We start from the raw sequence: 16,437 nt of genomic DNA, 5'->3' as shown, positions 1-16,437 counted from the left end.
ATGGCCTGAATCTGTTACACTCGCTGAACATTTTCTTGATAAGTAAGCGGGCATAGAGATGGTTGAGGATTCACAAGAAACAACGCATTTTGGCTTTCAGACGGTAGCCAAAGAGCAGAAGGCGGACATGGTGGCGCATGTATTCCATTCTGTCGCTGCAAAATATGATGTGATGAACGACTTAATGTCGTTCGGGATTCATCGCTTGTGGAAGCGCTTCACCATCGACTGCAGCGGCGTGCGTCGCGGGCAAACTGTGCTGGACTTAGCGGGCGGCACCGGCGACCTGACGGCGAAGTTTTCCCGTCTGGTGGGCGAAACCGGCCGCGTAATGCTCGCCGATATCAATGACTCGATGCTCAAAATGGGCCGCGAAAAACTGCGCAACATCGGTATTGTCGGTAACGTTGAGTACGTTCAGGCCAACGCCGAAGCGCTGCCGTTTGCGGATAACACCTTTGACTGCATCACCATCTCCTTTGGCCTGCGTAACGTTACCGATAAAGACAAAGCGCTGCGTTCAATGTACCGCGTGCTGAAACCGGGCGGACGTTTGCTGGTTCTGGAGTTTTCTAAACCGATTCTCGAACCACTGAGCAAAGCCTACGACGCTTATTCCTTCCACGTGCTGCCGAAAGTCGGCGAGCTGGTGGCAAACGATGCGGAAAGCTATCGCTATCTGGCGGAATCCATCCGCATGCATCCCGATCAGGATACCCTGAAAGGCATGATGCAGGAGGCGGGTTTTGAAAGCGTCGACTACTACAACCTGACGGCAGGTATTGTCGCGCTACACCGCGGCTATAAGTTCTGACAGGAGGGACGCTATGCCTTTCGCACCACTGGTTACCGCTGGCATCGAAACGGTTCTTAATACTTTTCTCTGGCGCGACCGCGCGCTTAAACCGGCGCGTCAGCGCCTGCTGGGGAAAGTGCTGCGCGTAGAGCTCAAAGAGCTGTCGGCGCCTGTCGTGCTGGCCTTTAGCGAGCAGCAAATCGACGTGCTCGGCGCGTGGGAAGGCGAAGCTGACTGTACCGTGATAACCCGCCTGAGCGTGCTGCCGCAGTTGCGTAACCGCCAACAACTGACCGCGCTGATTCGCAGCGGCGATCTGGAAGTACAGGGCGACCTGCAGGTTGTGCAGAACATGGTCGCACTTTGCGATCTGGCGGAGTTCGACCCGGCAGAGCTATTGGCGCCGTATACCGGCGATATCGTCGCTGAAGGGGTTGGCAAGGTGCTTCGCGGCGGCGCGCGCTTCCTGCTGCAGGGCGCGAAAAGCCAGCAGCGCTACGTCGCTGAAGCGATTACCGAAGAGTGGCGACTGGCGCCGGGGCCGTTGGAAATGGCCTGGTTTGCTGAAGAATCCGCCGCCGTTGAACGCGCGCTGGCCGCACTGGAAAAACGGCTGGAAACGCTGGAGGGCAAATGACGCCAGGAGAATTACGGCGCCTGTATTTTATCATCCGCACCTTTTTGAGTTACGGGCTTGATGAGCTCATTCCCAAAATGCGTATCACGTTGCCGCTGCGCATCTGGCGGCGAATGTTGTTCTGGATGCCGAATCGCCACAAAGATAAACCGCTGGGTCAACGCTTACGCCTGGCGCTGCAGGAGCTGGGCCCGGTGTGGATTAAGTTCGGCCAGATGCTCTCCACCCGCCGCGATCTGTTCCCGCCGCAAATCGCCGATCAACTGGCGCTGCTGCAGGATCGCGTCGCACCTTTCGATGGCAAATTGGCTAAACAACAGATCGAACAAGCGATGGGCGGGCTGCCCATTGAAGCCTGGTTCGATGATTTCGCCATTGAGCCGCTCGCTTCCGCCTCCATCGCCCAGGTCCATACCGCGCGCCTGAAAGACAACGGCAAAGAGGTCGTCATCAAGGTCATCCGCCCGGATATCCTGCCGGTGATCAAAGCGGACATGAAATTAATCTACCGCCTGGCGCGCTGGGTGCCTCGTCTGCTGCCGGATGGCCGCCGTCTGCGTCCGCAGGAAGTCGTCCGCGAATATGAAAAAACGCTGATGGACGAGCTGAATCTGTTACGCGAGTCGGCTAATGCTATTCAGCTACGGCGCAATTTCGAAGACAGCCCAATGCTATACGTGCCGGAAGTCTATTCCGATTACTGTAGCGAAGGCATGATGGTAATGGAGCGGATCTACGGTATTCCGGTGTCCGATGTCGCCGCGCTGGAAGCCCAGGGCACCAACATGCAGTTGTTGGCGGAGCGTGGGGTGCAGGTCTTCTTTACCCAGGTGTTCCGCGACAGCTTTTTCCATGCGGATATGCATCCGGGTAATATTTTCGTTAGCTACGATCATCCGCATGACCCGCAATATATCGGTATCGACTGCGGTATCGTCGGCTCGCTGAACAAAGACGATAAGCGCTATCTGGCGGAAAACTTTATTGCTTTCTTCAACCGTGATTATCGTAAGGTTGCCGAGCTGCACGTCGATTCCGGCTGGGTGCCGCCGGATACCAACGTTGAAGAGTTTGAGTTTGCGATTCGCACCGTGTGCGAGCCCATCTTTGAAAAGCCGCTGGCGGAAATCTCCTTCGGCCACGTATTGCTGAATCTGTTTAATACCGCGCGGCGTTTCAACATGGAAGTCCAGCCGCAGCTGGTTTTGCTTCAGAAGACATTACTTTACGTAGAAGGGGTAGGTCGTCAGCTCTATCCTCAGTTAGACTTGTGGAAAACGGCGAAGCCTTTTCTCGAGTCGTGGATTAAGGATCAGGTCGGTATTCCCGCGCTGGTGCGTGCGTTTAAAGAAAAAGCGCCGTTCTGGATTGAACGAATGCCGGAAATTCCTGAGCTGGTGTACCAAAGCCTGCAGCAGAGCAAACAGCTGCAGACCAGCGTCGATACCATCGTGCGCGACTTCCAGGTGCGCCACGTGCGCCAGGGGCAGTCCCGTTATCTGTTTGGTATAGGCGCCGTTTTGCTTTTAAGCGGTACGCTGTTATTTATCCACCGCCCGGAGTGGGGCATGATGCCAGGCTGGCTGATGGCCGGCGGCGTCGTAACCTGGCTTATTGGTTGGCGAAAAACGCGCTGACAGGTTTCGCGTTTATTCTGGCGCATTGATTCTTGCGCGAAGTCATGTGAGCGGTCTGACAAAGAGGCGTCTCACCGGATGACGTGTATAATGCGCTCTCATCATTCATCATCTGTCATAGGGGAACGTGTATGGGTGGTATCAGTATTTGGCAGTTGTTAATTGTTGTCGTCATCGTAGTTCTGCTTTTCGGGACGAAGAAGCTGAGCTCGCTGGGTTCGGATTTAGGCGCATCGATCAAGGGCTTTAAAAAAGCGATGAGCGATGACGAAAAATCCGATAAATCCTCAGCCGATGCAGATTTTGCAGCGAAAACTATCGCTGATAAACAAGATGATGCGAAAAAAGACGAGACAAAACGCCACGACAAAGAGCAGGTGTAATTCGTGTTCGATATCGGTTTTAGTGAACTATTGCTGGTGTTCGTGATTGGCCTCATCGTATTGGGGCCACAGCGACTACCTGTCGCCGTTAAAACGGTGGCCAGCTGGATCCGTACGTTGCGCTCGCTGGCGACCACCGTACAAAATGAGCTTGCCCAGGAGCTAAAACTGCAGGAGTTTCAGGAGAGCCTGAAGAAGGTGGAGAAAGCCAGCCTGGATAATCTGACTCCGGAGCTCAAAGCCTCGATGGACGAGCTGCGTGAAGCAGCTGAATCTATGAAGCGTTCCTATACCGCCCACGATCCTGAAAAGGCCAGCGACGAAGCGAACACCATTCATAATCCGGTCGTCAAAGGTAGCGAAGCGCAGCGCCAGGATGTCACGCCGGCGACGGCGGAACACCAGGTCAGCGCTCCGGCACATACCCCGGAGCCCGTTGCCGAGGAGCCATCCGTTTCGTCGGCTGAAGCCCCGGCAGCTAAGGAAAAAGCCGCCGCGGCAGTGCCAGATTCTTCCCCCGCATCGAGTGATAAAGCGTAAAAAATGGGCGTAGACGAGACTCAACCGTTAATTTCTCATCTGATTGAGCTGCGTAAGCGCCTGCTCAACAGCATTATTGCCATCCTGGTGATCTTCCTGGCGTTGGTTTACTTCGCCAATGATATCTATCAACTGGTATCCGCTCCGCTTATCAGCAAAATGCCGGTAGGCGCGACGATGATCGCCACCGATGTCGCTTCTCCTTTCTTCACGCCGATCAAACTGACCTTTATGGTCTCGGTGATCCTGTCGGTACCGGTCATTCTTTATCAGGTATGGGCGTTCGTCGCGCCGGCGTTGTATAAGCATGAACGTCGGCTGGTCATGCCGCTGCTGGTTTCCAGTACGTTGCTGTTTTATATCGGTATGGCTTTCGCTTATTTCGTCGTGTTCCCGCTGGCATTCGGCTTCCTGACTCACGCCGCGCCGGAAGGGGTATTAGTTTCGACCGATATCCGTAGCTACCTCGATTTTGTCATGGCGCTGTTTATGGCTTTCGGCGTGTCGTTTGAAGTGCCGGTCGCCATCGTCCTGCTCTGCTGGATGGGCGTCACGACGCCGGAAGATTTACGTAAAAAACGGCCCTACGTGCTGGTGGGCGCCTTCGTGGTCGGTATGCTGCTGACGCCGCCGGATGTGTTCTCGCAAACGCTGTTGGCCATCCCCATGTATTGCCTGTTTGAAGTCGGGGTGTTCTTTGCCCGTTTCTACACCGGGAAACGCCTGACGCGTGACGAAGATGCCTCCGCCGAAGAGGCGGAGAGCAAAGAAGAGTAACAACGCCAACCGCCCGTCAGGGCGGTTGTCATATGGGAGTTATGATGTTTGATATTGGCGTAAATCTGACCAGCTCGCAGTTTTCCCGCGATCACGACGAGGTGGTTGCGCGCGCGCAGGCGGCGGGTGTCCAGGGGATGTTGCTGACCGGCACCAATCTGCATGAAAGCCAGCAGGCGCAGCAGATGGCTGGCCGTTACGCCAACTGCTGGTCTACCGCGGGTGTACATCCGCACGATAGCAGCACCTGGACGGAGTCGGTGGCCGAAGAAATTCACGCGCTGGCCCGCCAGCCGCAGGTGGCGGCGATTGGCGAATGCGGTCTTGATTTCAACCGTAATTTCTCAACGCCGCAGGAGCAAGAGAAGGCATTCAGCGCCCAGCTGGCGCTGGCGGCCGAGCTCTCAATGCCGGTATTTTTACACTGCCGCGACGCCCATCAACGGTTCCTTGAGCTGCTGGAGCCGTGGCTCAATAAACTGCCAGGCGCCGTGTTGCACTGCTTTACCGGTAGCCGCGAGGAAGTGATTCAGTGTCTTGATAGAGGTTTATTTATCGGTATCACCGGTTGGGTGTGCGATGAGCGGCGGGGACTGGAGCTTCGTGAACTGTTACCGGCGATCCCGGCGGAACGTCTGCTGCTGGAGACCGATGCGCCATATCTATTACCGAGGGATATGAAGCCGAAGCCCTCCTCGCGGCGCAACGAGCCCGCTTATCTGCCGCATATTCTGGCAAGCGTAGCGGGCTGGCGAGGCGAGGAAGCGCAATGGCTGGAGGAGGTTACGGATGCGAACGTCAGGAAGCTGTTTGGCGTGCGCTTCTAACCGCGCCGTCAGATTTTATAGAAGTCGGTATTTTTAACGCTTTGCAGGACCTGTTTATTCAACAGATTGAGGAGCAGCATTGAACGGGCTTCGCCGTCGGGCTCGGTGAAAATAGCCTGCAGCCCTTCAAAAGCACCGTCGGTGATTAACACGCTGTCGCCTTCATGAGGCGTTTCCGGGTCGGTAATACCTTCCGGTTTATAGATGGAAAGCTGGTGAATCACCTCTGAAGGGACCACTGCCGGTTGGGCGCCAAAACGGACGAAACTGTTCACCCCTCGGGTAGCGCTGATGGTGGTGGTATGAATGATCTCGGGATCGAATTCGACGAACAGATAGTTTGGGAACAGGGGCTCGCTGACCGTAGTACGTTTACCACGGATGATTTTTTCCAGCGCGATCGTCGGCATCAGGCAATTGACTGCCTGACGTTCAAGGTGTTCCTGGGCGCGCTGAAGCTGCCCACGTTTGCAATAAAGTAAGTACCAGGCTTGCATAATGACTCTTTCCGCTTTACTACCTGCAAGCATAACAAAAGCCTGGAACAATCGCGAAAACCATTATAAGCGAAAGCGTAAATAGCCTGTTCATTTACGCTTATTTAACAAAAGTACAGCATCGTTGCGGCGAAAATCGTATAATCAGCCGCTTGTATAGAGGTCAATAATAACTCCATGAAATACCACGATCTACGCGACTTTCTGACATTACTTGAGCAGCAGGGCGAGCTAAAACGGATAACCCTGCCGGTCGACCCGCATCTGGAAATTACCGAAATTGCCGACCGCACCCTGCGTGCCGGCGGCCCGGCGCTGCTGTTTGAAAACCCGAAAGGCTACTCGATGCCGGTGCTGTGCAACCTGTTTGGCACGCCGCGTCGTGTGGCGCTGGGGATGGGCCAGGAAGACGTCAGTTCGCTACGGGAAGTCGGGAAGCTATTGGCCTTTCTGAAAGAGCCGGAACCGCCAAAAGGCTTCCGCGATCTGTTTGATAAGCTGCCGCAGTTCAAGCAAGTGTTGAATATGCCGACCAAACGCCTGCGCGGCGCGCCTTGTCAGCAAAAAATCATCCAGGGCGATGATGTCGATCTCAACAAAATACCGATTATGACCTGCTGGCCGGAAGATGCCGCGCCGCTGATTACCTGGGGGCTGACGGTGACCCGCGGCCCGCACAAGGAGCGGCAAAATCTGGGTATTTATCGCCAGCAGCTGATCGGCAAAAATAAACTCATCATGCGTTGGTTGTCCCACCGCGGCGGCGCGCTCGATTTCCAGGAGTGGTGCGCGGCGCATCCCGGCGAACGTTTTCCGGTTTCCGTGGCGCTTGGCGCCGATCCGGCGACCATTCTGGGCGCGGTGACGCCGGTTCCTGATACCCTGTCGGAATACGCTTTCGCAGGCTTGCTGCGCGGCACCAAGACCGAAGTGGTGAAGTGCGTTTCCAATGACCTTGAAGTGCCGGCCAGCGCGGAAATCGTGCTTGAAGGCTACATTGAGGCCGGCGAGATGGCGCCGGAAGGGCCATACGGCGATCATACCGGCTACTACAATGAAGTAGACAGCTTCCCGGTATTTACGGTGACCCATATTACCCAGCGCGAAGACGCGATTTATCATTCGACCTATACCGGTCGTCCGCCGGATGAACCCGCGGTGCTGGGCGTGGCGCTGAACGAAGTCTTTGTGCCGATTCTGCAAAAGCAGTTCCCGGAAATCGTCGATTTCTATCTGCCGCCGGAAGGGTGTTCCTATCGCCTGGCGGTGGTGACCATGAAAAAACAGTACGCAGGCCATGCCAAGCGCGTGATGATGGGCGTCTGGTCGTTCCTGCGCCAGTTCATGTATACCAAGTTCGTGATTGTCTGCGACGATGACGTGAACGCGCGCGACTGGAATGACGTGATTTGGGCGATTACTACCCGTATGGACCCGGCTCGTGATACGGTACTGGTAGAAAATACGCCAATAGATTATCTGGATTTTGCCTCGCCGGTTTCCGGCCTGGGTTCAAAAATGGGGCTGGATGCCACAAATAAATGGCCTGGCGAAACCCAGCGTGAATGGGGTCGTCCAATCAAAAAAGATCCTGAGGTGACGGCGCGTATCGACGCCATCTGGGATGAACTGGCCATCTTTAAATAACAGTAAGCGGGGCTAACGCCGCTGTTTTGCTCTATAGACCCGACAGAGGGGACGCATGACAACCTTAAGCTGTAAAGTGACCTCGGTGGAGGCGATTACCGATACCGTGTATCGCGTTCGATTAGTACCGGAAGCGGCATTTTCTTTCCGCGCCGGCCAGTATCTGATGGTAGTGATGGATGAGCGCGACAAGCGTCCGTTCTCTATGGCTTCCACGCCGTCAGAGCATGAGTTTATCGAGCTGCATATCGGTGCTTCTGAACTCAATCTGTATGCGATGGCGGTGATGGATCGCATTCTGAAAGAGCGTGAAATTGAGGTTGATATTCCGCATGGCGAAGCGTGGCTGCGCGATGACGAAGATCGCCCGCTGATTCTGATCGCCGGCGGTACCGGATTCTCTTATGTGCGTTCTATTCTGTTAACCGCGCTGGCGCGTAACCCGGATCGCGATATCGCCATTTATTGGGGCGGCCGCGAGGCTAAGCATCTGTACGATCTGGCCGAGCTGGAAGCGTTAAGCATCAAGCATCCGAATCTGCGCATCGAGCCGGTGGTCGAGCAGCCGGAAGAAGGGTGGCGTGGTCGCTCCGGTACGGTACTCACCGCCGTGCTGCAGGATTACGGTACGCTGGCCGAGCATGATATTTACATTGCCGGTCGTTTTGAGATGGCCAAAATTGCCCGCGACCTGTTCTGTAATGAGCGCGGCGCGCGTGAAGATCGCCTGTTTGGCGATGCGTTTGCGTTTATCTGAAAATAAAAAACCCGCCCCTGACAGGCGGGAAGAACGGCAACTAAACCCCCTCTAATCCATTATTGCCTGTTGGCTGGCAGGCAATAATGGCATCGAGTTTTTTCCTACATCCGCTCGAATACGGTGGCGATCCCCTGGCCTAAGCCGATACACATGGTCGCCAGACCGAACTGCGCGTCTTTGCGTTCCATCTGATTGATCAAGGTGGTGCTAATACGCGCCCCGGAACAGCCCAACGGGTGGCCGAGCGCGATCGCGCCGCCGTTAAGGTTGATCTTCTCGTCGATCTGCTCCATTAAGCCCAGATCTTTAATACACGGCAGGATCTGCGCGGCAAACGCTTCATTCATTTCAAAGACGTCGATATCGCTGGTGGATAATCCCGCTTTTTTCAGCGCCAGCTTTGAGGCCGGAACCGGGCCGTAACCCATAATGGACGGATCGCAGCCGACCACCGCCATTGAACGGACGCGAGCGCGCGGCTTCAGCCCCAGCTCGCGGGCGCGGCTTTCGCTCATCAGCAGCATTGCCGCCGCGCCGTCGGAAAGCGCGGAAGAGGTACCTGCCGTTACCGTGCCGGTCACCGGATCGAAAGCCGGTCTCAGCGCCGCCAGCGCTTCTACGGTGGTTTCCGGGCGGATCACTTCGTCATAATTAAAGGATTTCAGCACGCCATCGGCATCGTGGCCGCCGGTCGGGATAATCTCCGCCTTGAATGCCCCGGATTGCGTCGCCGCCCAGGCGCGAGCGTGGGAACGTGCGGCGAATTGATCCTGCATTTCACGGCTAATGCCGTGTAGACGCGCCAGCATTTCCGCGGTCAGCCCCATCATACCGGCGGCTTTCGCCACGTTACGGCTAAGGCCCGGATGGAAATCGACACCATGACTCATTGGCACATGGCCCATGTGCTCAACGCCGCCAATCAGGCAGACGCTGGCGTCGCCGGTCATGATCATACGGGCGGCATCGTGCAGCGCCTGCATGGAGGAACCGCACAGGCGGTTAACCGTTGTTGCCGGTACCGAGTGCGGTATTTCCGCCAACAGCGCGGCGTTACGCGCAATGTTGAAACCCTGCTCCAGCGTTTGTTGCACGCAGCCCCAGTAAATATCGTCAATCGCGCTCGCCTCAAGGGACGGGTTACGCGAGAGCAGGCTTCGCATCAGGTGTGCGGAGAGGTCTTCCGCACGCACGTTGCGAAAGGCGCCGCCCTTTGAACGGCCCATCGGGGTGCGAATTGCATCGACAATGACAACCTGTTCCATTGTGACTCCTTAAGCCGTTTTCAGTTCGCCAACCGGACGGGCTGGTTCTACTGGAGGATAATACGCTTCGTTATGACGGGCCTTATTACGCAGACCCTCCGGCACTGCATAAAGCGGGCCGAGGTGCTGGTATTGCTGCGCCATATCGAGATATTTTGCGCTGCCGATGGTGTCCAGCCAGCGGAATGCGCCGCCGTGGAACGGAGGGAAGCCCAGGCCGTATACCAGCGCCATATCCGCTTCCGCCGGGCTGGCGATAATGCCTTCTTCCAGGCAGCGAACAACTTCGTTAACCATTGGGATCATCATGCGGGCGATAATCTCTTCATCGCTGAAATCGCGCTTCGGCTGGCTGACTTCGGCCAGCAGACTATCGACTGCGGCATCTTCTTCTTTCTTCGGCTTACCTTTACTGTCTTCTTTATAACGCCAGAAACCGAGGCCGTTCTTCTGGCCGAAACGGCTGGCGTCAAACAGCGCGTCGATAGCATCGCGATAATCTTTCTGCATCCGCTGTGGGAACCCCGCCGCCATTACCGCCTGAGCATGGTGCGCGGTATCGATGCCGACAACATCCAGCAGATAGGCCGGGCCCATCGGCCAGCCAAACTGTTTTTCCATTACTTTATCGACTTTGCGGAAGTCCGCGCCGTCGCGCAGCAGCTGGCTGAAGCCTGCGAAATAGGGGAACAGGACGCGGTTAACGAAAAAGCCGGGGCAATCATTCACAACGATCGGTGTTTTGCCCATTTTGCTGGCCCAGGCCACGACTTTGGCAATGGTCTTGTCCGAAGTTTTCTCGCCGCGGATCACTTCAACCAGCGGCATGCGATGTACCGGGTTAAAGAAGTGCATACCGCAGAAATTCTCCGGGCGCTGCAGAACGCTGGCCAGCTCGCTGATAGGAATCGTTGAGGTGTTGGAAGCCAGCACGGTGTCCGGACGCACTTTCTCTTCGGTTTCCGCCAGTACCGCTTTCTTCACTTTCGGGTTTTCCACCACCGCTTCAACGACGACGTCCACGCGGTCAAAACCGCTGTATTCCAGCGTTGGCTGAATGGTGCTAATCACTCCGGCCAGCTTCAGGCCGTCGATTTTTCCGCGTTCCAGCTGTTTATTCAGCAGCTTCGCCGCTTCGGTCATGCCAAGGGTCAGCGATTTGTCGCTAATGTCTTTCATCACCACCGGCACGCCTTTCCAGGCTGACTGGTAAGCAATGCCGCCACCCATAATGCCGGCGCCTAATACGGCAGCGTGCTTCGGCGTCTCGACATCTTTAGTGAGTTTTTTCGCTTTCGCTTTGACGTACTGGTCGTTAAGGAAGATACCGACCAGCGCGCGCGCTTCGTTGGTGTGCGCCAGCGGAACAAAACTTTGGTTTTCCAGCTTCAGCGCGTCATCACGGCCAAGACGCGCGGCGGCTTCGATGGTTTTTACCGCGGTGATCGGCGCCGGGTAATGTTTTCCGGCGGTTTGCGCGACCATACCTTTGGCAATAGTGAAGCTCATGGCGGCTTCAATTTTGCTGAGCTTCAGCGGCTCCAGTTTCGGCTGACGTTTGGCTTTCCAGTCCAGGTCGCCATTAATCGCCTGGCGCAGAATCGCCAGCGCGCCGTCATGCAGTTTTTCCGCGGCAACAATGCCGTCAATGAGGCCAATTTTCAGCGCTTGATCGGCACCGACGTCTTTACCGGCGGCAATAATTTCCAGCGCGCTATCGGCGCCGAGCAGGCGCGGCAGACGTACGGAACCGCCGAAGCCAGGCATAATGCCCAACTTGGTTTCCGGCAGGCCGATGCGCAGATCCGGCGTGGCGAGGCGATAGTCGGTCGCCAGTACGCATTCGCAGCCGCCGCCCAGCGCGTAGCCGTTAACCGCTGACAGAGTAGGGACCGGTAAATCTTCCAGACGATTGAAGACGCTGTTGGCGAAGTGCAGCCACTGGCTCAACTGTTCTTCCGGCACCAGGAATAGTGAAAGGAATTCGGTGATATCGGCGCCGACAATAAAGGCCGCTTTTTCAGAGCGCAGCAGCAGCCCTTTGAGATCTTTTTGTTTTTCGAGTACGTCCAGCGCGTGACCGAGGCTGGCAACGGTTGCAGTATCAAGCTTGTTAACCGAGCCGGGGGCGTCGAAAACCAGTTCGGCAATGCCATCTTCCAGCCAGTCGAGGTACAGGGTGTCGCCTTTGTAGAGCATGTCAGTCTCCTGAATCCAGCAATATGATCTGGTCATACCAGATGACTCGGAGTGTGGAATTTATGTTAAGAAAATGCAAATTACTCTTTAAATAATTGCTGGTCGGATCACATCCGGTAGAAATCACCCGGCCTGGAGCCAATGTGCTAAGATGCGGAGAATCACGATCCAATAAAAGCAAAGGATAAAAGATGGAATCACTGGCCGCGCTTTATAAAAATCATATCGTTACCCTACAAGAACGTACCCGCAAAGTTTTAGATCGCTTCAAGCTGGATGCTCTGCTTATCCACTCCGGCGAGCTGATCAATGTCTTCCTCGACGATCATCCGTATCCGTTTAAGGTTAACCCGCAGTTTAAGGCGTGGGTGCCGGTGACCCAGGTGCCAAACTGCTGGCTGCTGGTGGATGGCGTGAATAAACCGAAACTGTGGTTCTATCTGCCGGTCGATTACTGGCACAACGTTGAGCCGCTGCCGACCTCTTTCTGGACTGAGGAAGTGGATGTTATTGCGTTGCCGAAAGCCGATGGCATTGGCGGTCAACTGCCCGCGGCGCGTGGCAACATAGCGTATATCGGCCCGGTGCCGGAACGTGCTTTAGGTCTGGAGATCGCGGCAGACAAAATCAACCCGAAAGGCGTTATCGACTATCTGCACTATTATCGCGCTTACAAAACCGACTATGAGCTGGCCTGTATGCGTGAAGCGCAGAAATCGGCGGTGAACGGCCATCGCGCGGCCCACGAAGCTTTCCAGTCGGGGATGAGCGAGTTCGATATTAATCAGGCTTACCTGACGGCGACCGGTCATCGCGATACCGATGTCCCTTACAGCAATATCGTGGCGCTGAATGAGCATGCGGCCGTATTGCACTACACCAAGCTGGATCACCGTGCGCCAACCGAAATGCGTAGCTTCTTGTTGGATGCGGGCGCAGAGTACAACGGCTATGCCGCGGACCTGACTCGTACCTGGGCAGGGCACAGCGATAATGATTTCGCGCAGCTGATTAAAGACGTTAACGACGAGCAACTGGCGCTGATTAGCACCATGAAGGCTGGCACCAGCTACGTTGATTACCATATTCAGTTCCATCAGCGCATCGCAAAGCTGCTGCGTAAACACCAGCTAGTGACCGGCATGAGCGAAGAGGCGATGGTGGAAAACGATCTGACCGGGCCGTTTATGCCACACGGGATTGGTCATCCGCTGGGCCTGCAGGTTCATGATGTCGCCGGTTTCATGCAAGACGATACCGGTACGCATCTGGCGGCGCCGTCGAAGTATCCTTACCTGCGCTGCACCCGTATTCTCGAACCGCGTATGGTGTTGACTATCGAACCAGGCATCTACTTTATTGAGTCGCTGTTGGCGCCATGGCGTGAAGGGCAGTTCAGCAAGCACTTCAACTGGCAGAAAATTGAAGCCATGAAGCCGTTTGGCGGGATTCGTATCGAAGATAACGTGGTGGTTCACGAAAACAGCATCGAAAATATGACGCGCGACCTGAAACTGGCGTAATGGAAAGTTGGTTGGTCCCGGCCGCGCCGGTGAGCGTTGTTGAAGAGATCAAAAAGAGCCGTTTCATCACGCTGTTGGCGCATACCGACGGCGTGGCGGCGGCGAAAGCGTTTGTCGAATCGGTCAGGGCTGAGCACCCGGACGCTCGTCACCACTGCGTGGCGTGGGTTGCCGGGCCTCCTGATGATTCACAGCAGCTGGGTTTCTCTGACGATGGCGAACCGGCGGGAACGGCAGGTAAACCCATGCTGGCGCAGCTGATGGGCAGCGGCGTCGGCGAGATAACCGCGGTGGTGGTGCGCTACTACGGTGGTATTCTGCTGGGTACCGGCGGCCTGGTGAAGGCCTATGGCGGCGGTGTCCATCAGGCGCTTGCGCAGTTGAAAACGCAGCGCAAGACGCCGTTAACCGCATATACTTTGCAATGTGAATACGGACAGCTGGCCGGGGTAGAAGCGTTGCTGGCGCAGTTCTCGGGCATTATTGTGGAAAGCGAATATCAGGCGTCTGTGCAACTGCGCGTCGCGCTTCCGCAAGCTGAAGTGGCCTCTTTTTCGACAAAACTGGCTGATTTTAGTCGTGGTTCATTGCAATTACTGAAGATTGACGAATAATCCCCACCTGATTTTTTTGTAACCCAAAGGAAGCGCCAGAGATGCATTTTCGCGCGATAACCCGAATCGTTGGACTGTTGGTCATCTTATTTTCGGGGACAATGATTGTCCCGGGATTAGTGGCCTTGATATATCGCGATGGCGCGGGGCGAGCTTTCACCCAAACCTTCTTTGTTGCCCTGGCGATTGGCTCCATGCTGTGGTGGCCGAACCGCAAGCAAAAAGGCGAACTGAAATCCCGCGAGGGGTTTCTGATTGTCGTGCTGTTCTGGACCGTGTTGGGTAGCGTCGGTGCGTTACCGTTTATCTTTGCTGAACAGCCTAATCTGACGGTGACGGATGCCTTTTTTGAATCCTTCTCCGGCTTAACCACTACCGGCGCGACGACGCTGGTGGGACTGGACTCACTGCCTCATGCCATCCTGTTCTATCGCCAGATGCTGCAGTGGTTCGGCGGTATGGGGATCATCGTGCTGGCGGTGGCGATTTTGCCTATCCTCGGCGTCGGTGGGATGCAGCTCTACCGGGCAGAAATGCCGGGCCCGTTGAAAGACAATAAAATGCGCCCGCGTATTGCCGAGACGGCAAAAACGCTGTGGCTTATTTATGTCTTATTAACCGTCGCCTGCGCATTGGCGCTGTGGTTTGCCGGAATGCCGGCATTCGACGCGATCGGCCATAGCTTTGCGACCATCGCTATCGGCGGCTTCTCAACTCACGATGCCAGCGTCGGCTACTTTAATAGCCCGATGATTAATTCCATTATCGCCATCTTCCTGCTGATCTCCGGCTGTAACTATGGCCTGCACTTTTCGCTATTAAGTGGACGCAGTTTGCGGGTTTACTGGCGTGACCCGGAATTCAGAATGTTTATCGGTGTTCAGCTAACCCTGGTTATCGTCTGTACACTGGTATTGTGGCTACATAATGTCTACGGCTCGGTGTTAACAACGCTGAACCAGGCGTTCTTCCAGGTGGTGTCGATGGCGACGACCGCTGGGTTTACTACCGATAGTATTGCGCGCTGGCCACTGTTCTTGCCGGTATTGCTGCTATGCTCTGCGTTTATCGGCGGCTGCGCCGGGTCAACGGGCGGTGGCTTAAAGGTCATTCGTATCCTGTTGCTGTTTAAGCAGGGGAATCGTGAGCTTAAGCGCCTGGTGCACCCGAATGCGGTCTATAGCATTAAGCTAGGCAACCGTGCGCTACCGGAACGTATTCTGGAAGCCGTGTGGGGATTCTTCTCCGCCTATGCGTTGGTCTTTATCATTAGTATGCTGGCTATTATTGCGACTGGGGTTGATGACTTCTCTGCCTTTGCTTCAGTTGTGGCGACATTGAACAACCTGGGGCCTGGTCTTGGGGTCGTTGCTGATAACTTTGCGACAATGAACCCGGTCGCGAAATGGATCCTGATTGCTAACATGCTGTTTGGTCGTCTGGAAGTGTTCACCTTATTGGTGCTCTTTACTCCCACTTTCTGGCGCGAATAACAGGAGTGCTCGTGAAAACTTTAATTCTTTTCTCCACCCGGGATGGGCAGACCCGTGAAATTGCCTCCTACCTGGCTTCTGAACTCAAAGAGCTGGGGGTTGATGCGGATACTGTGAACCTGAACCGTACCGAGACGGTTGAGTGGCATCATTACGATCGGGTGGTGATTGGCGCTTCTATTCGCTACGGGCACTTTCATCCAGCGCTGGACCGCTTTGTGAAAAAGCATCTGGCATCTCTGCAGGCGTTGCCGGGGGCGTTCTTCTCGGTAAACCTGGTGGCGCGCAAACCGGAAAAGCGCACCCCGCAAACCAACAGCTATACGCGCAAGTTTCTCCTTAACTCGCCGTGGCAGCCGCAGAGCTGCGCGGTATTTGCCGGTGCGCTGCGTTATCCGCGATATCGCTGGTACGATCGAATGATGATTCGCTTAATTATGAAGATGACCGGCGGGGAAACGGATACCAGTAAAGAAGTGGTTTATACCGATTGGCCGCAGGTTGCCAGATTTGCGCGAGAAATCGCGCAAATGACGAGCAAATAGCGCGTAAAACTCGCGTTGTGGTGGAAAATCGAGCGAACGAAAAGTTTTTTTGAATTTCCTCTTGTCACTTCAGAATTACTCCCTATAATGCGCCACCACTGACACGGAACAACGGCAAACAAGCCGCCGGGTCAGCGGGGTTCCGGTGAGAACCTCGCGGAGAAAAGCAAAAATAAATGCTTGACTCTGAGGCGGGAAAGCGTAATATGCACACCCCGCGCCGCAGCGAAAAACGAAGCGGCACTGCTCTTTAACAATTTATCAGACAATCTGTGTGGGCACTCAAAGTGACATGGA

16 protein-coding genes are annotated in these 16,437 nt (G+C 55.4%); 13 read left to right on the top strand and 3 right to left on the bottom strand.

All coding sequences use genetic code 11. From position 1 onward, the window contains the following. Nucleotides 1–58: 58 nt before the first annotated feature. From ubiE to tatD, 7 genes are all read left to right on the top strand, one after another. On the top strand, nt 59–814 hold the full coding sequence (gene ubiE, locus ABLV08_RS21235; RefSeq protein ID WP_015368847.1) for a bifunctional demethylmenaquinone methyltransferase/2-methoxy-6-polyprenyl-1,4-benzoquinol methylase UbiE: 756 nt from the start codon (nt 59–61) through the stop codon (nt 812–814). 13 nt (nt 815–827) lie between these two features. Beyond that, nucleotides 828–1,433, top strand: coding sequence for an SCP2 domain-containing protein (locus ABLV08_RS21230; RefSeq protein WP_032713803.1), 606 nt, complete (start codon nt 828–830; stop codon nt 1,431–1,433). Beyond that, nucleotides 1,430–3,070: a ubiquinone biosynthesis regulatory protein kinase UbiB gene (ubiB, locus tag ABLV08_RS21225; RefSeq protein WP_015368845.1), complete on the top strand. Its 1,641-nt coding sequence runs from the start codon at nt 1,430–1,432 to the stop codon at nt 3,068–3,070. Before ABLV08_RS21230 ends, ubiB begins: the two co-directional genes overlap by 4 nt. Nucleotides 3,071–3,201: 131 nt before the next feature. Beyond that, entirely contained in the window at nt 3,202–3,453 is a 252-nt protein-coding gene (gene tatA, locus ABLV08_RS21220; protein ID WP_015368844.1) for a Sec-independent protein translocase subunit TatA, read from the top strand. Nucleotides 3,454–3,456: 3 nt separating this feature from the next. After that, on the top strand, nt 3,457–3,993 hold the full coding sequence (tatB, locus tag ABLV08_RS21215) for a Sec-independent protein translocase protein TatB (RefSeq protein ID WP_077204067.1): 537 nt from the start codon (nt 3,457–3,459) through the stop codon (nt 3,991–3,993). A 3-nt stretch (nt 3,994–3,996) separates the two neighbouring features. Further along, a complete protein-coding gene (tatC, locus tag ABLV08_RS21210; protein ID WP_348856237.1) occupies nt 3,997–4,770 on the top strand; it encodes a Sec-independent protein translocase subunit TatC in 774 nt (257 codons plus the stop codon). Between the two features lie 32 nt (nt 4,771–4,802). Further along, nucleotides 4,803–5,597, top strand: coding sequence for a 3'-5' ssDNA/RNA exonuclease TatD (gene tatD, locus ABLV08_RS21205; protein ID WP_175879618.1), 795 nt, complete (start codon nt 4,803–4,805; stop codon nt 5,595–5,597). Between the two features lie 8 nt (nt 5,598–5,605). Here the strand turns inward: tatD and rfaH are convergent, their stop codons facing one another. Then, the gene (gene rfaH / locus ABLV08_RS21200; RefSeq protein ID WP_015703997.1) at nt 5,606–6,094 is read right to left on the bottom strand and encodes a transcription/translation regulatory transformer protein RfaH; all 489 of its coding nucleotides are present in this window, start codon (nt 6,092–6,094) and stop codon (nt 5,606–5,608) included. Between the two features lie 177 nt (nt 6,095–6,271). On the opposite strand from rfaH, the gene ubiD reads away from it, so the two are divergent. Then, nucleotides 6,272–7,741, top strand: coding sequence for a 4-hydroxy-3-polyprenylbenzoate decarboxylase (gene ubiD, locus ABLV08_RS21195; protein ID WP_015368839.1), 1,470 nt, complete (start codon nt 6,272–6,274; stop codon nt 7,739–7,741). 55 nt (nt 7,742–7,796) lie between these two features. Next, the gene (fre, locus tag ABLV08_RS21190; RefSeq protein ID WP_008807928.1) at nt 7,797–8,498 is read left to right on the top strand and encodes an NAD(P)H-flavin reductase; all 702 of its coding nucleotides are present in this window, start codon (nt 7,797–7,799) and stop codon (nt 8,496–8,498) included. A gap of 104 nt (nt 8,499–8,602) precedes the next feature. On the opposite strand, the gene fadA is transcribed toward fre, so the two are convergent. Together fadA and fadB are read right to left on the bottom strand one after the other, a co-directional pair. Further along, on the bottom strand, nt 8,603–9,766 hold the full coding sequence (gene fadA, locus ABLV08_RS21185; RefSeq protein ID WP_015703998.1) for an acetyl-CoA C-acyltransferase FadA: 1,164 nt from the start codon (nt 9,764–9,766) through the stop codon (nt 8,603–8,605). Nucleotides 9,767–9,775: 9 nt separating this feature from the next. Beyond that, nucleotides 9,776–11,965: a fatty acid oxidation complex subunit alpha FadB gene (gene fadB, locus ABLV08_RS21180; protein WP_045367526.1), complete on the bottom strand. Its 2,190-nt coding sequence runs from the start codon at nt 11,963–11,965 to the stop codon at nt 9,776–9,778. 191 nt (nt 11,966–12,156) lie between these two features. Between fadB and pepQ the strand changes: the two genes are divergently transcribed. Genes pepQ through hemG form a run of 4 tightly spaced genes read left to right on the top strand, consistent with a single transcriptional unit; the run spans nt 12,157 to nt 16,140 of the window. Continuing rightward, the gene (pepQ, locus tag ABLV08_RS21175) at nt 12,157–13,488 is read left to right on the top strand and encodes a Xaa-Pro dipeptidase (RefSeq protein ID WP_015704000.1); all 1,332 of its coding nucleotides are present in this window, start codon (nt 12,157–12,159) and stop codon (nt 13,486–13,488) included. Further along, on the top strand, nt 13,488–14,102 hold the full coding sequence (locus ABLV08_RS21170) for an IMPACT family protein (RefSeq protein ID WP_015704001.1): 615 nt from the start codon (nt 13,488–13,490) through the stop codon (nt 14,100–14,102). Before pepQ ends, ABLV08_RS21170 begins: the two co-directional genes overlap by 1 nt. A gap of 41 nt (nt 14,103–14,143) precedes the next feature. After that, nucleotides 14,144–15,595 (top strand): Trk system potassium transporter TrkH, encoded by a 1,452-nt coding sequence (gene trkH, locus ABLV08_RS21165; protein WP_015368834.1) that lies wholly within the window; start codon nt 14,144–14,146, stop codon nt 15,593–15,595. Nucleotides 15,596–15,606: 11 nt separating this feature from the next. Continuing rightward, complete coding sequence (hemG, locus tag ABLV08_RS21160; protein WP_015368833.1) at nt 15,607–16,140, top strand: menaquinone-dependent protoporphyrinogen IX dehydrogenase; 534 nt, start codon at nt 15,607–15,609, stop codon at nt 16,138–16,140. The last annotated feature ends 297 nt before the right edge of the window (nt 16,141–16,437 follow it).

It is taken from the genome of Klebsiella sp. CN_Kp088 (genome assembly GCF_040064335.1).
Taxonomy (GTDB): Bacteria; Pseudomonadota; Gammaproteobacteria; order Enterobacterales; family Enterobacteriaceae; genus Klebsiella; species Klebsiella aerogenes.
Note: the sequence above shows the minus strand (reverse complement) of the source record. Positions and strands in the feature narration are given on the sequence as shown.